General features: G+C 45.0%; 12 protein-coding genes. 9 read left to right on the forward strand and 3 right to left on the reverse strand.

The annotated features are described in order from the left end of the window. Positions 1 to 234 precede the first annotated feature (234 nt). Positions 235 to 1,941, forward strand: a complete 1,707-nt coding sequence (locus AB1S55_RS10590; protein WP_370978079.1) for a VWA domain-containing protein — start codon at positions 235 to 237, stop codon at positions 1,939 to 1,941. Positions 1,942 to 2,086: 145 nt separating this feature from the next. Here the strand turns inward: AB1S55_RS10590 and AB1S55_RS10595 are convergent, their stop codons facing one another. Then, complete coding sequence (locus AB1S55_RS10595; RefSeq protein ID WP_370978081.1) at positions 2,087 to 3,082, reverse strand: NAD-dependent epimerase; 996 nt, start codon at positions 3,080 to 3,082, stop codon at positions 2,087 to 2,089. A gap of 194 nt (positions 3,083 to 3,276) precedes the next feature. On the opposite strand from AB1S55_RS10595, the gene AB1S55_RS10600 reads away from it, so the two are divergent. The 6 genes from AB1S55_RS10600 (at position 3,277) to AB1S55_RS10625 (ending at position 10,007) form a co-directional block, all read left to right on the forward strand. Next, positions 3,277 to 4,710 carry a phosphomannomutase gene (locus tag AB1S55_RS10600; RefSeq protein WP_370978082.1) on the forward strand — a complete coding sequence of 478 codons (1,434 nt, stop codon included), beginning with the start codon at positions 3,277 to 3,279 and terminating at the stop codon, positions 4,708 to 4,710. A 191-nt stretch (positions 4,711 to 4,901) separates the two neighbouring features. Then, positions 4,902 to 5,384, forward strand: a complete 483-nt coding sequence (gene purE / locus AB1S55_RS10605) for a 5-(carboxyamino)imidazole ribonucleotide mutase (RefSeq protein WP_370978084.1) — start codon at positions 4,902 to 4,904, stop codon at positions 5,382 to 5,384. Further along, positions 5,385 to 6,491, forward strand: a complete 1,107-nt coding sequence (locus tag AB1S55_RS10610) for a 5-(carboxyamino)imidazole ribonucleotide synthase (RefSeq protein WP_370978085.1) — start codon at positions 5,385 to 5,387, stop codon at positions 6,489 to 6,491. A gap of 200 nt (positions 6,492 to 6,691) precedes the next feature. After that, positions 6,692 to 8,278, forward strand: a complete 1,587-nt coding sequence (gene prfC, locus AB1S55_RS10615) for a peptide chain release factor 3 (RefSeq protein ID WP_370978086.1) — start codon at positions 6,692 to 6,694, stop codon at positions 8,276 to 8,278. An 8-nt stretch (positions 8,279 to 8,286) separates the two neighbouring features. Further along, positions 8,287 to 8,883 (forward strand): lysophospholipid acyltransferase family protein, encoded by a 597-nt coding sequence (locus AB1S55_RS10620; RefSeq protein WP_370978087.1) that lies wholly within the window; start codon positions 8,287 to 8,289, stop codon positions 8,881 to 8,883. A gap of 65 nt (positions 8,884 to 8,948) precedes the next feature. Then, positions 8,949 to 10,007 (forward strand): AI-2E family transporter, encoded by a 1,059-nt coding sequence (locus AB1S55_RS10625; RefSeq protein ID WP_370978088.1) that lies wholly within the window; start codon positions 8,949 to 8,951, stop codon positions 10,005 to 10,007. A 40-nt stretch (positions 10,008 to 10,047) separates the two neighbouring features. On the opposite strand, the gene sthA is transcribed toward AB1S55_RS10625, so the two are convergent. Beyond that, positions 10,048 to 11,454, reverse strand: a complete 1,407-nt coding sequence (gene sthA, locus AB1S55_RS10630) for a Si-specific NAD(P)(+) transhydrogenase (protein ID WP_370978089.1) — start codon at positions 11,452 to 11,454, stop codon at positions 10,048 to 10,050. After that, positions 11,451 to 12,323 carry an HDOD domain-containing protein gene (locus AB1S55_RS10635; protein ID WP_370978090.1) on the reverse strand — a complete coding sequence of 291 codons (873 nt, stop codon included), beginning with the start codon at positions 12,321 to 12,323 and terminating at the stop codon, positions 11,451 to 11,453. Before AB1S55_RS10635 ends, sthA begins: the two co-directional genes overlap by 4 nt. 238 nt (positions 12,324 to 12,561) lie before the next feature. On the opposite strand from AB1S55_RS10635, the gene AB1S55_RS10640 reads away from it, so the two are divergent. Both AB1S55_RS10640 and AB1S55_RS10645 read left to right on the forward strand, forming a co-directional pair. Then, positions 12,562 to 13,755, forward strand: coding sequence for a DNA-binding response regulator (locus AB1S55_RS10640; protein ID WP_370978091.1), 1,194 nt, complete (start codon positions 12,562 to 12,564; stop codon positions 13,753 to 13,755). 79 nt (positions 13,756 to 13,834) lie between these two features. Then, entirely contained in the window at positions 13,835 to 14,407 is a 573-nt protein-coding gene (locus tag AB1S55_RS10645) for a hypothetical protein (RefSeq protein ID WP_370978092.1), read from the forward strand. Positions 14,408 to 14,414: the final 7 nt, after the last annotated feature.

The following is a 14,414-nucleotide window of genomic DNA, read 5'->3' on the forward strand; positions in this document are numbered from 1 at the left end:
GGGCTGATCTGCTAAGCGAGCTATTTACTGTACTTTTCGCCGCTCTTAGCCCCTTTAATGGGAGCCTTGATTGATCTCCGTGTATGTTTTGGCGTAATTATCATCATAAAGTGTGATTTATGTCTCAAAAAAGCTGACATTTATACTTTTTGCTTATAAAATAGGCTTTTTTATTTCCCTAAAGTTCTTTAGGGCTTTCACCCTGCTTATTGTTTGATCTAACGGAGATCCACTATGTCTGTATCACGCGCCCTTATTTCGGGTTTGCTGTGTTGTTTACTTCCTTTATATGCTTCTTCTGCACTGGCTGAGCCGCGTGCGAACGTCATGATCTTGATGGACGCATCTGGCAGTGTCGGAGAAGAGTCGTTTGAGCTACAGAAACAGTTTGTGTCTGACTTAGCGGGTTCATTTGATTCTGAGCAAGCAAGAGTGGGTGTTATTCAGTTTTCTACAGGGGCTGAAATATTACACTCCTTAGGAGATGTGCAAGAGCCTGGAGTGCTTGAGCCTATTATTGAGGGGGCGATTTATTCAAAGGGTGCGACATTTACACGTACTGCAATTAAGCTTGCACTCAATGATTTTGATCGCTACACCGCTGATGATGATAAGCGTATCTTGGTTTTAGTGACGGATGGTACGCCGTACCCACGCAATACCGAAGACGTATGCAGTCTTGCTCATAGCTTAAACTCTCGTTCTATTGAAGTCGTGGCCCTCTTAGTTGGTGATAATGTTAATTTACAAAAATTGGCTTGTATTACACCTTCTGAAAAAAATCTTGTACTGGTAAAAGATTTTGAAGCTTTAGCAACGGGGGCTGATGGCTCTGGTGATGTTTTGGCTGGGCCGGTAGTGTTACGTGACTTTGATTTAGACGGAGTCGCTAACAAAGATGAGCTATTGGAAGATACCGATGCGGATGACTTGCCTAATTATATTGATAGTGATGATGATAATGACGGTATCCCGACGCTGTCTGAAGACTTAAATGCTAATGGTATTTTAAGTGATGATGATTCAGACCGTGACGGTATTGCAGAGTACTTAGATGATGAAGAAACCCAGCCTGCTGTAACCGCATATGCTGGCGCAGACCAAATTGTCTTAGATGAAGTCGTACTTGATGCTAGCGCTTCAGTTGTTTTAGCTGGGCAAGAAAATGCAAGGTATACCTGGTTTATCCAGCACTTATGTCAAGCGCCAGCTTTGTGTGAGTCTGACTTTAGTGTCAATGGTATGGTCGCTGTTGTTGACTTGGTTCAGGCTGGTAATTACAACGTGCGTTTATATGTCGAAGATATCACCGGTGAAAGTCACTCAGACTCTTTGCATGTGGCCGCTTATGGCGAAGCTTATACTCCTGAAGAAGTGGACCAATTGGTTGCTGCTGCCGTCGAGGAGGCTTTAGCTGGTGGCGCATCGCCGAGCCCAAGTCCTTCTCCTGTTGCATCGCCGAGTCCGAGTCCTTCGCCTGTGGTATCTCCTAGCCCATCTCCTTCTCCTTCTGTATCACCGGCACCTGCGGTACCTCTTGCTGTTGAAGGCGAGAACTTTTTTAATACTGGCGGTACTCAGGATGGCTTTACTACACGTACTTTCTGGGAAGGCAGTGAACGTGAAACCACCTTTGCTGATCATATTTTAACGGGGGGTTGGGCTGAGTACTCAGTATCTTTCCCTGAAGATGGCAGCTACGACTTAAGCATTATTGCATCAACAGATAGGCTCACTGATTCGAATGTGAAAGTCTATATCGATGGCATTGAAGTCGCAGAAGCTCCTGTTCATGGCGACAACCTAAACGTGTTTGTTGAGTTTGATGTTGCTAGTGCTTTAAGTATTAGTGAAGGCGATCATGTTATTCGTATTGAATCTACTGGCGTTGAATTACGCTGGCAGTTCTTCCTTGATAAGATTGTTTTTACTCAAAACTGATTGTTTTGTGAGCGCCTGTTAGAGCCTCACTAAATTAAAAAGCGAACCTATTTGGTTCGCTTTTTTTATGTCTGCTTTTTAAGCGGTAGCAGTGCAGATAGGAACAAAGAGCTTAAAATAGGGGCTTTGTTAACGTGCGTTAATGTTATTTAAAGTCTTTATACCATTTAACAAACTTTTCTATTCCATCATAAATATCCACGGCTGGCTGATGGCCTGTTGCTGCTATAAGCGAATCAATATCGGCATAGGTGCGTTTTACGTCACCAGGCTGCATGGGAAGCATAATTTTTTCTGCTTTTTTACCACATGCTTGTTCAATGGCATCGATAAATGTTGCCAGTTCAATGGGGTTGTTATTACCGATGTTGTAAACGCGATAAGGTGCCGTGCTGCTCGATGGATCGGTTAATGGGTTGCTTGAATCTGTTTCGGGTATGACATTTTGAATACGTATAATGCCTTCAACAATATCGTCGATATACGTAAAGTCACGTTGCATTTTACCTTCGTTAAATACCTTGATGGGCTTGTTATTTAAGATCGCCTCGGTAAATAACCATGGCGCCATATCTGGGCGGCCTGCTGGGCCGTAAACCGTAAAAAAGCGTAGGCCTGTGGTTGGTATTTTATAAAGGTTGGAATACGAATGGGCCATTAACTCATTCGATTTCTTAGTTGCTGCATAAAGGGAGACTGGGTGGTCAACAGCATCGGATTCGCTAAATGGAATCTTTGGGTTCATGCCGTAAACCGAGCTTGAACTTGCGTAAACTAAGTGCTCGACATCGTTGTGTCGGCAACCTTCTAAAATGCACATAGTGCCGACAAGGTTACTGTCGACGTATTCAAAAGGTGCTTCGATAGAATAGCGTACACCGGCCTGCGCACCTAAGTGAATCACTCGTTGAAACTTTTCCTTTTTGAACAGTTCCGCAACGGCGTCGCGATCAGCCAAGTCTAGACGGGCTTCAGTAAAGCCCTGTTGTCCAAGTAGCTTTTCGAGTCTGTATTGCTTAAGGCGAGGAATGTAATAGCTGTTCAGGTTGTCTAGGCCAATCACTTCGTGGCCTTCATCTAATAGGCGTTGACAAGTGGCCGCGCCAATAAAACCGGCCGCACCGGTAACTAGGTATTTCATTCTGTGGTATTCACTTTAATCGCTGGGTGATGTGCTTAGGGCTATTGTCCCCATTGCCTTTGCACGCATTTTATCAGGAAAGTGGTTGGAAGGGGCGGGGCTGCTGCAATTACTCTGTTTTGTAGTTTCTGCTAAAATCTTGCTTTTTATTGCCCTCCGTTTTTTGAGGGCTGATACTGGGGAAATATAAAACCATGTTAAAAAGCTCTGAAGTACTGGCTCAAAGTGCCGTTAAATTTGGCACCAGTGGTGCGCGTGGTTTGGTTGAAGATTTTAGTGTGGATGTGTGTGCGGCCTTTACCCATGCATTTCTTGCATCTATGAAGGCTAGTTTTAGCTTTGATAGTGTTGCAATAGCGATTGATAATCGCCCAAGTAGCTATGCCATGGCTCAAGCGATAAGTGCTGCTTTGTCTCAGGCGGGTATTCGCACTTTGTATTACGGTGTGGTGCCAACACCAGCCTTAGCTTTTATTGCTATGCAGCAAGATTTACCGGCGATTATGGTGACGGGAAGCCACATTCCTTTTGATCGTAATGGCCTCAAGTTTTACCGCCCTGATGGTGAGATTTCTAAAGACGATGAGCATATTATTGTCTCTGCGCAGGCAGAGTTTGCCTCTCTTCAAGGGCAAAACTTAGCAGAACTTAAACTCGATAAGGCCGCCCTTGAGCTGTATACGAAGCGTTATAGTGACTTATTTGCAGAGGATTTTCTCAGCGGCCTTAAGATCGGTATTTATGAGCACAGTAGTGCTGGGCGTGATATTTACGCCAAGCTGTTTAGCAAGCTGGGGGCCGACGTTGTCTCTCTAGGTCGCAGTGATGAGTTTGTCCCAATTGATACCGAAGCTGTTGCGCAAGACGATATTCTTAGGGCCAAGGCGTGGTCTACTGAATATGGCTTTGATTTTATTTTCTCTACCGATGGCGATGGTGATAGACCCTTAGTCGCCGACGAAAAAGGGGAGTGGTTACGTGGTGATGTACTGGGTTTGTTGTGTGCCAAAGCGCTCGGTGTTGAAGCCTTGGCGGTGCCTGTTAGCTGCAATACGGCCATTGAGCAGTCTGCTGTTTTTAAACATGTTGAGCGTTGTAAAATTGGTTCACCTTATGTGATTGCTGAATTTGCAAGTTTGAATAGCCGTTATGCCAGTGTTGCAGGGTTTGAGGCAAATGGAGGTTTCTTATTGGGTTCAAACCTTAAGCTAGACGGTAAGTCGCTGGATGCTTTGCCGACACGTGATGCCATCCTTCCTGCCTTGATGTTGTTGTCCGCAAGTATAAAAGCAGGCCAGCCTATTTCGGCTTTAGTGGCACAGTTGCCTCAGCGTTTTACTTATAGTGATCGAATTAAGGCCTTTCCCACAGAGCTGAGTCGCAGCATTATTGAAAAAGCGACAGCTGACCCTGTGTGGCTTTGCCAGCAGTTAAATTTGCAGTCGGCGATACGTTCTGTGGATACCACAGATGGCTTAAGGTTGAGTTTTGAGTCTGCGACGGTTGTTCACTTTAGGCCTTCGGGTAACGCACCAGAGTTGCGTTGTTATGCCGAGGCCGATACGGCAGCAGAGGCAAAAACCTTGGTTGATAGCTGTTTGGCTGTGTTGGCCTCACAAGCCCCTTAATATTGCAGCTTGTGACATCGGGCTAGAGCACTTACTCTGGCCTTTGAAACGCTTATTTTCGGTATTTTAAGCCCTTATTTTTGAGCTATTAGCGTTGTTTCGCCGACTTTAGCTTGTAATCCTGCGTTTGAAAGTACCGTATTCTCGTCGATACATATATAATACGCGCCCAAATTTATCTGGATAGAACTATGAGTAAGCCTTCAGTGAGTATCATTATGGGTTCCCAGTCTGACTGGCCCATTATGCAATCTGCCACGATCCCCTTAGGTGAGTTGGCGGTGGACTTCGAGACCCAGGTGGTTTCGGCTCACCGTACTCCTGATCGCCTGTTCACCTTTTGTGAAGAAGCGCACGAGCGTGGCATTGATGTGATCATTGCCGGTGCTGGTGGCTCTGCTCACTTGGCTGGTATGGCCGCGGCTAAGACTCATTTACCTGTTATTGCTGTGCCTGTGCCTAGTAAGCACTTTAATGGTATGGATAGCTTGATGTCGATGGTACAAATGCCTAAAGGCGTTGCCGTAGCTTGTCAGGCTGTGGGTGCTTCTGGTGCCTATAACGCAGGTTTAATGGCCGCTCAAATGCTTGCTCTAAAAGATGAGGCACTACGTCAGCGTTTGATCGACTGGCGTAATTCCCAGACCGATGGCGTGCCGGTTGAGGTTGAATAAATGCACATAGCGATAATTGGTTGCGGTCAGCTTGCTCGAATGATGGCCTTAGATGGCTGGCGTATGGGCTTGAGCTTCTCGTTTTTAGCTAACCCAGGTGAGAGCCGAGTGTGTGTTGATGGCCTAGGTTCTATTGTAGAGCTAGAGCAGGGTTTAGATGGTGAGGCTCTGTTTAACGCACTGGGCCAGCCCGAGGTGGTGACCGTTGAGCGTGAGCACGTCGATACCGTGTTATTAGCGTCACTTGCGGATTTTTGTCGTGTCTGCCCAAACCCTAAAGCTATTGAAGTTAGTCAACATCGTGGTCGTGAGAAAAGCTTTGTAAATAGTTTGGGAATTGAAACCGCGCCTTTTGAACTTGCCAACAGCCTTGAAAGTTTAAAAGCGGCGGTTGCTAAAGTGGGCTTGCCTGTCATTATCAAAACATGTGGCGAAGGTTATGACGGTAAAGGTCAGTGGAAAATTGATAGCGCTGCTGAGTTTGAAGCTAATTTAGCCGAAATTGATATATCCAAAGAGTTGATTGTCGAGAAAGTCATTCGCTTTGAAAAAGAAGTTTCTGTGATTTCGGTGCGCTCAGTCAACGGTGAGACCGCAGTATATCCAATTACTGAAAACGAGCACCACGAAGGCATCTTAGTTAAGTCTATCGCCCCTGCCGAGCTTACTTGTGATGTTCTATCGGCAGAAGCGAAACGTGCTGCGACTCTTATTCTAGAAGCGCTTGATTATGTAGGTGTATTGTCGATAGAGTTTTTTGTTGTTGGCGATAAATTATTGGTAAATGAGCTTGCTCCTCGTGTGCATAATAGTGGTCATTGGACGCAAGCTGGTGACGTTTGTTCGCAGTTTGAAAACCACCTGCGCGGCATTTGTGACATGGTCCTAGGGGCAACCGAACCCAGCATGAACGTAGCGATGGTTAACTTGCTTGGTTTTGATGTGAAAACGGACTTGTTGACGGCGAGTAATATGCAGCTTCACTCTTACAACAAGACGGCTCAACCTAAACGTAAAGTAGGGCACTTGAACCTTTGGGGGCAAGATCGTGAGAAACTTTGCGCTCAAGTAGAGCAGGTTAGCAAGGCGCTCTATAGCGATCATTAATCGTATATTTAGAAGCACTTGTTGCGCTTCTATCCTTTCTTTTTGGCATTTGTACTCAATGATTTACGCTCACTTATGTTTTAGTGAGCGTTTTATTTTAAAGTCGCAAAGTATAAAGCTCTAAGCATTTTTTAAAGCATAAGTTCAAGCAGCTAGGCTTTAATAAGTACACACGTAATAGACATTTAGGTAACGGCAGTATGGCGGATAGCAATTTTCTTGATGAAGTCAATAAGCGACGCACTTTCGCTATCATCTCTCACCCGGATGCGGGTAAAACCACCGTCACCGAAAAGCTATTGCTGTTTGGAAATGCGATTCAAAGTGCAGGTTCTGTAAAAGCTAAGTCTGGCGGTGGTCATGCGAAATCCGACTGGATGAGCATGGAGCAAGAGAGAGGTATTTCGGTTACCTCATCGGTGATGCAGTTCCCTTATAAAGATCGAGTGGTGAACTTGCTCGATACTCCGGGGCACGAAGACTTCTCTGAAGATACCTATCGAACCTTAACCGCGGTTGATTCGGTGCTTATGGTGATTGATGGTGCTAAGGGTGTAGAGGATCGAACCATTAAGTTAATGGAAGTCTGCCGTTTACGTGATACACCGATTTTAAGCTTTATCAACAAAATGGACCGTGATATTCGTGATCCTATTGAGGTGCTTGATGAGGTTGAAGAGGTCTTAAAAATTAAGGCTGCGCCTATTAACTGGCCTCTAGGGATGGGTAAGGAATTTAAAGGGGTTTATAACCTTTATACCGATACGGTGCATGTGTATCAAAGTGGCAAAGGTCGAGTTATTGCTGAAGATGTCCAAATCAAAGGCATCGATAGCCCTGAGTTTGATGAGTTAATGGGGGTCTATGCCGATGATACTCGTGAAGAAATTGAACTTGTTCGCGGGGCCACTCATGAGTTTGATCTGGAAGAGTATTTAGCGGGTAAATTAACCCCCGTTTACTTTGGAACGGCGCTAGGTAATTTTGGTGTGCGTGAATTTTTAGATGGTTTTGTTGAGTGGGCGCCTAAGCCCTTACCGCGTAAAACCGATGTGCGTGTCATTGATGCCAACGAAGAAAAATTCAGTGGCTTTGTGTTTAAAATTCAAGCCAATATGGACCCTAAGCACCGAGATCGTATTGCCTTTATGCGTGTGTGTTCAGGCCGTTACAGTAAAGGCATGAAGATGCGCCATGTGCGCATTGGTAAAGATGTAAAAATTGCCGATGCGGTGACCTTTTTAGCAGGGGATAGATCCCATGTAGAGGAGGCGGTATCGGGTGATATTATTGGTTTACATAACCATGGTTCGATTCAAATTGGTGACACTTTTAGCGCCGGTGAGGCTCTGAAGTTTACCGGGATTCCTCACTTTGCTCCTGAGCTATTTAGGCGCATACGCTTAAAAGATCCGCTTAAAACTAAGGCTTTGCAAAAAGGCATTCAACAGTTGTCGGAAGAAGGCTCTACTCAGGTGTTTTTCCCTATGAATAACAACGACATTATTGTGGGAGCCGTAGGTGTACTTCAGTTTGAAGTGGTTGCTTATCGACTTAAAGATGAATACAAGGTTGATGCTATTTATGAGCCGGTTACGGTGAATACGGCACGTTGGGTCGACTGTGAAGACCCTAAAAAGCTGGATGAGTTTAAGCGTAAATGCTCGGATAATTTAGCCATAGATGGTGGCGGCCACTTAAGCTATCTGGCTCCTAGTCGCGTAAATCTGTCTTTATCGCAAGAGCGCTACCCTGAAGTTCGCTTCCGCTCGACTCGCGAGCATTAAGACGCTTTATGGCTTTGCCTTCTGTACCAAGTTTACCTGCGGATGTGCCTCATCAAGGAGGGCGCATTACACGCTTTATTGGTCGCAGTTTATTGCGCTTATTTGGTTGGAAGATAGAAGGCGAGCTACCTAATGTGCCCAGAGCCGTTTTTGCTGCAGCGCCGCACACATCAAACTGGGATTTTGTCCTAGCGATGTTTGCTGTTTTGGCGATGGGCATCAAAATCTCATTTCTGATGAAAAAAGAGGCTTTTATTTGGCCTTTAAAAGGCTTATTTCTGGCTTTAGGTGGCATTCCCTTAAATCGGCGTGCTGCCGGAGATACTGTTGAGCAAATATGCTCTTGGTTTGAGTCACATAAAAAGTTATGGGTGGTCATCACACCTGAGGGCACACGCTCTTATGTGGCTAAATGGAAAACCGGTTTTTTACGCGCGGCTTACAATGCTGGGGTGCCGGTCGTTCTGGTTGCGTGGGATTTCCCGTCGAAAACGATGCATATAGACAGCACATGGTACCCAAGTGGGGATCATGAAAAAGATGCTGAACAGATACGCAAACACCTGTGTGGTCGCTATACAGGGCGCCACCCAGATAAGCAGTAGTATTTTTAGCTTAGAGTCATTACTCTGGCCTACCTATAAGTTTATTCTCCTTAAGAGCAACGGACATGCAAACTCAAAGCCCCATCGCCCGTTTTTTAGTGGTACTTGCCGCTTTTGTTGTTGTGGTCGCAGGAATGAAGGCCGCTGAATCTCTGCTTGTGCCGTTTTTGCTTTCTTTGTTTATTGCAATTATTAGTTCGCCACCTCTACTTTGGTTGCGCAGCAAAGGGCTGCCTACGTGGCTTGCTTTACTTACGATTGTCTCCAGTTTAATCATTTTAAGCTTTTTGGTGGGGGCCATTATTGGCTCGTCAATTGCCGAATTTCGCGAAGATTTACCCAGCTATCAAGAAAAGCTGCAAGTCCTGACAGCTGATATTTTCACACGATTAGACAGCTTTGGGTTAGCCGTAGATTTTGAGCAGATTCGAGCGGGTTTTAAGCCTTCTAAAGCCTTAGCCATGGCGGGAAATACCTTGGCTTCTTTTGGCAACATGATGACCAATTTCTTTTTGATCTTACTCACTGTGGTTTTTATTTTGGCAGAAGAAGTCAGCTTTTCGGAAAAGCTGCAGTTTAATGAAAAAACCAAGCATTCCCTGCAGGCCTTGCGCCAGTTTACCGCTAGTGTGAACCGCTATGTGGCGATTAAAACCATGGTCTCGTTGCTTACAGGCCTTTTGATACTTGTTTGGCTGTGGATATTGGGGCTCGATTATTTTGTACTGTGGGGTTTATTTGCCTTTATGCTGAATTTTATTCCTACCTTTGGTTCGGTGTTAGCGGCAATTCCCGCGGTTTTATTAGCTTTGATCCAGCTTGGAGGCGGTGACGCCTTGTTGGTGGCTGCAGGGTTCTTAGCCGTGAACTTTATCGTGGGTAATATACTCGAGCCTAGAATTATGGGAAAAGGCTTAGACTTATCAGCCTTAATTGTATTTTTGTCGTTAGTGTTTTGGGGCTGGGTTCTCGGGCCGGTGGGCATGCTTTTGTCTATCCCCTTAACCATTACCGTTAAAATTGCCTTAGAAAGCTTTAGTGATACCCGTTGGATAGGTGTAATGATGGGCTCAGGTGCGGCCCATGTGGATGATGAGCCACTTAAATTAAGCAGTGGCTCTTAAGTAATAAGGGCTAGTTGCAACTAAAACAGGCTCTGCATGCTTATGATGAACCTGTTTTAGTCATCTTTTCTCGCTGTTCTATTACTCCTAATGCCGCCACTCGATACGCTTCCGCAAGCGTTGGGAAGTTAAATATGCTCTCCACAAAAATATCGACTTCAGCATGCGATAACAGAGCCATTTGCCCTATATGAATCAGTTCTGTTGCGCCTTCGCCAATAATCATAACGCCAAGAACTTTTTGCCCTTGCTTGTCGCAGACAATTTTTAGCATGCCATCTTGAATGCCTGATATTTGCCCTCGTGCAATTTCCTCAAAGCGCGCACGGCCGACAATGATATCGCCATATTTTTCTTTGGCTTGGGTTTCACTTATGCCAACGGAGCTGAGTTCGGGGATAGAATAAATACCGGCAGGTAGCGTTTGTTGCATTTCTCCAAGTTTAAGCCCGAATGCGTTACAGCTGGCACGTCGGCCTTGCTCCATCGAGGCTGAGGCAAGGGAAGGAGGGCCGATGACATCGCCTGCGGCGTAAATGTTTTTTTGCTCTGTTTGTAACTGTTCGTTGACACTAATAAGGCCGCGTTCATTCAAGCTTAGGCCCGCATTTTCTAGGTGCAGATCTTTAACATTTGCAAGACGACCGGCTGCGCACAGCAGCTTATCGCTTTTGACTATCGTGCCATCTTCACACTCAGTTACAACGGCATCAAAACCATTCCAGTCAACCTTGGTGACTAGATGCTCGCCTAGCCACTTACCGCCCATTTCTTCAAAGGAGTGAACAAAGCGGTCGGTAAGATCTCTATCTAAAAAGCCAAGTGGGGCAGGGTATTTATCGATCATCGTCACCTTGACGCCCAGTGCTTGAAAAATAGATGCGTACTCACTGGCTATAACGCCACTGCCTAAGACGGTTAAACTCTTGGGTAAATACAGCATCGATAGAATCGAGTCGCTGTCAAAAATATGTTCATGGTCGATGGGAATGTTGGGTGGTTTTCTTGGGAAAGAGCCTGAAGCAATAACGACCTTTTCTGTGTTTAAGGTGTGTTGCTCCCCATCTACTTTGGTGATTTCAATTTGAGTACTGCTTAAAAACTTGGCCCTTGCATGAATAACATCGATACCATTGCGAGTTAGCTGGCTAGAAAGGTAACTGTCGTGAGCCTTAAGCACGTCGTCCAGCCGTGTGATTAAGGTTGCAAGCTCGGTATCCTCAGTGAGTTCAAAGTTTGCGATGGCTGCATTTTGCCGCATATTTTTGATACGCAGTGCATTTTCACGCAGGGTTTTGGACGGAATTGTCCCTCGAAAGACACAAGAGCCACCCGTCTCTTTGGTTTTTTCGATAACGGCAACACGCTTGTTTAATTTGGCTGCCTGAATGGCTGCTTTTTGGCCTGCAGGGCCACTGCCAATAACAATGAGATCGTAGGTATTCACTGTTGCATTGCCTCCATGGCCGACTTAACCAGCTCCTCACGTTCTAGCAGTTGCTCCACTTCGTCTTGGTAGAGGTTAATTTCACTAAAGGCAGGGTGGGCTTTGAGCTCTTCTAAATTGGGTACCTTTTCTTTATTTTCATCAGCGTAGAAATGCTTGGCAATGACACTGCCTGCAACCGCAATAGCTGTTTGTAGTTTGCCACTATGCTCTTCTTGGTAGTTATCGAAGTAAGTGATGACATTCTTTACTGCTTCGGGCATCTCCCAAGCATCAATCACTTTTAAGGCAATGGCTCTTGAGCAGCTAACTTCGATGTTTTGAATATCTTCAGATTTAATTGAAAGTTTAAGCTCTGCTGCAAGCTCTAAGGCCAGTTGCACAGCAAGAGGCCGCCCAATCTCATTTAATAAGCCTCCTAAAAAAGCCGCTTCTACATTTTTTCTACAAGCTCTGGCTGTCTCTTTAGCCCACAAGCCTGAGGCTAAAGAACACTTAAGGATGTATTGGATATAGGAGTCATAGCCTGGGGTATTAAAAAGGGTGCTGTTGATAGAGGCGGCTAAGGCGATTTCTGCAATGGTTCTCATGCCCAGACGAGTAATTGCTTGTTGTAGGCTAACGAGTGATGCATTGGGGCTGTATGCGGCGGAGTTGGCTACTCGCATGACATGCGCGGCTAGACTCTGGTCGCTTTGAATAAGCCTTGCAAGATCGGCGGAGTCAGAATCAGGGTCCTGCGTTAATCGCACTACTTTTCCTGCGACTTCAGGCAGCATAGGGATTTCAAGTTTACCCTGATTAAGTTTGGCGAGTACTTCTTGTTCGAGTGCGTTACATGATCCTGAATCGGTGGGGGCCGTGTTCATAGTCGTTATTCCATTAAGAGTACTAATAACTTGCGGGTATATGATTTTAAATTTAGCACTCAAGATGGTTTTTGCTTGTTCTTATTCCTGAATTTCTAAGTCATCAAGGGAAGTTAATAACTAATAGCTTGGGCGGTGCATAAAAGTGGCGCGCTAATCATCATTGGCCTACTGAGATTTAGGAGATGGTCTAGCTTAAAGGAATAAAGGATCCGCATTTAAGATAAGGAGAAGCTCAATGGTGTCGCACAAGGTGCTGATTCTATCCCCTGATACTCTATCTGACCTAGGCCAGCATATTCAGCGTTTTTTTAAAGCCGACTTGGAATCTAGTCTAGATGCTCTGCCTGAGCACTTGGGCTTGGATGACTATAAAGTCATTGTTATTGACCAGTTGGGTTGTGGTGGCTGTGACCTTGAGCAGCTTGCTGAGTTAATGCGAATCGATGAGCAGTTTGAGATTCCCGTGGTGGTGCTGGCAAGGCCTGCGAGTATAGAGGATAAACTCAAAGCCTTAGAGCTTGGCTGTGATGACTTCGTAGAGTCAGATGTTGCCGGTGACGAGGCGTGTGCCCGTATTACCAAGTCTATTTTTCATCGAGTTGCCGCTGTTCAGTTATCGAGTCGTTTAGAGCTAGCTAATCAAACCGCCCACTCTGCGATGATTGATAACAGTGACCTAGGGGCAAACATTCAGTTTTTATTAAGCGTACATGACTGCGATAACTTAGATCAGCTGGGGCAGCTTTTTTTCACAACAATAGAGCGCTATGGCTTGAAATGCAGTCTACAGCTGCGTGGAGAGAATGAGATTAAAAACATGGAAGCGCATGGTATGGCTAAAGACTTAGAGTCTCAGCTTTTATACCAGATGCGCGAAGGCGAGCGTTATATCGATTTTGGTGCTCGAACGGTAATAAATTATGAGCGTATTTCGGTGCTCATAAAAAATATGCCGATAGACGACCCTGAAAAGTATGGTGCTATTAAAGACAATACTTTTTCTTTGATTCAGGGAGTGAATGCCCGTGTCATCGCCTTGGAGCATCGTTACCGCTTACTTGATGAGCGTGAAACCTTAAAGAAATTAGGTCGAGATGTTCGCAATGTGATGCAGGTTATCCAAGATAGCTATCAAAAAGTGATGCGGGATATTGCTGATGAAGTTGATAAAACAGCAGACAAGCTTAAGGTGAGATTGCCATCTTTAGCATTAGTTGAGCACGATGAGGTATTCATTGAAGATGCGATGGATGACGTTGTTCGCAATACAACTCGTATATTTAATGAGGGTTTATTGGTGGATGAGGCGATTGAGCGCTTAGAGGGAAAAATAGAGCGATCACTATTAGCTATTGAGGAAAACGATACGGTTTCTCAGACCAGCTCTAATAAGAGTAATGCTGGTGAGGCTCCGGTAGAGTTGTTTTAAGTGACAAAAGAAAGCAGTGGTAGAGTATCTACTTATTCGGATAGTATGCACAGTCTAAGTATGAACGGCATGTGTTTTAATGGAAAATAATGACTTAATATGGGACCTAGACGCTTTTCGAAAGCGTCAGCGCGCCCAAGAATTAATTCTAGGTATTGAAAATCAACTATGTGTCTTTTCCTCATCTGTTGAGCAGCTCTATACCAATTACGATATCTTTTTTCCTAAAGATCAAAATCGTAAGCTTGTGATCTTGCCTAACCCCTATGCAGCGCATGATACCTTTCAAGGTATTCCTGAGAGCAGTGTCAGGCCGACCGGTCTCTATTTAATTAATCCCGAGAATGCAGCAGGGAAAACATCGGATCTAAAGCTCATTTTGCCCATCAATAAGTCAGAAAAGAAGTTTCGCACCGTACCCTTAGAGATTGGTTTAAAGCTGATAAATAGCAAAATGCCGGAAGGTAGGCCCTTTTTACCTGTGGTTATGAAAGGCGATCTGCGAGAGTTTAATCAAGAAACACCTTGTTTGCATCTGCACTCTTTAAATTTGCGGGGCGTATCAGCCATGTCCTCATTGGACTTGAAGGCGATAGAAAGTGTGATTGTCAAACGCTTAGAGCAGCTTAAGTTAAAACCTAAGCTTACTTAGTTTGTAG

The organism is Agaribacterium sp. ZY112, from assembly GCF_041346925.1.
In the GTDB taxonomy this organism is placed as follows: Bacteria; Pseudomonadota; Gammaproteobacteria; order Pseudomonadales; family Cellvibrionaceae; genus Agaribacterium.

Coding starts and splice junctions, on each gene's coding strand:
- AB1S55_RS10590 (WP_370978079.1), top strand. CDS start 235: ATGTCTGTATCACGCGCCCTTATTTCGGGTTTGCTGTGTTGTTTACTT.
- AB1S55_RS10595 (WP_370978081.1), bottom strand. CDS start 3,082: ATGAAATACCTAGTTACCGGTGCGGCCGGTTTTATTGGCGCGGCCACT.
- AB1S55_RS10600 (WP_370978082.1), top strand. CDS start 3,277: ATGTTAAAAAGCTCTGAAGTACTGGCTCAAAGTGCCGTTAAATTTGGC.
- purE (WP_370978084.1), top strand. CDS start 4,902: ATGAGTAAGCCTTCAGTGAGTATCATTATGGGTTCCCAGTCTGACTGG.
- AB1S55_RS10610 (WP_370978085.1), top strand. CDS start 5,385: ATGCACATAGCGATAATTGGTTGCGGTCAGCTTGCTCGAATGATGGCC.
- prfC (WP_370978086.1), top strand. CDS start 6,692: ATGGCGGATAGCAATTTTCTTGATGAAGTCAATAAGCGACGCACTTTC.
- AB1S55_RS10620 (WP_370978087.1), top strand. CDS start 8,287: ATGGCTTTGCCTTCTGTACCAAGTTTACCTGCGGATGTGCCTCATCAA.
- AB1S55_RS10625 (WP_370978088.1), top strand. CDS start 8,949: ATGCAAACTCAAAGCCCCATCGCCCGTTTTTTAGTGGTACTTGCCGCT.
- AB1S55_RS10635 (WP_370978090.1), bottom strand. CDS start 12,323: ATGAACACGGCCCCCACCGATTCAGGATCATGTAACGCACTCGAACAA.
- AB1S55_RS10640 (WP_370978091.1), top strand. CDS start 12,562: ATGGTGTCGCACAAGGTGCTGATTCTATCCCCTGATACTCTATCTGAC.
- AB1S55_RS10645 (WP_370978092.1), top strand. CDS start 13,835: ATGGAAAATAATGACTTAATATGGGACCTAGACGCTTTTCGAAAGCGT.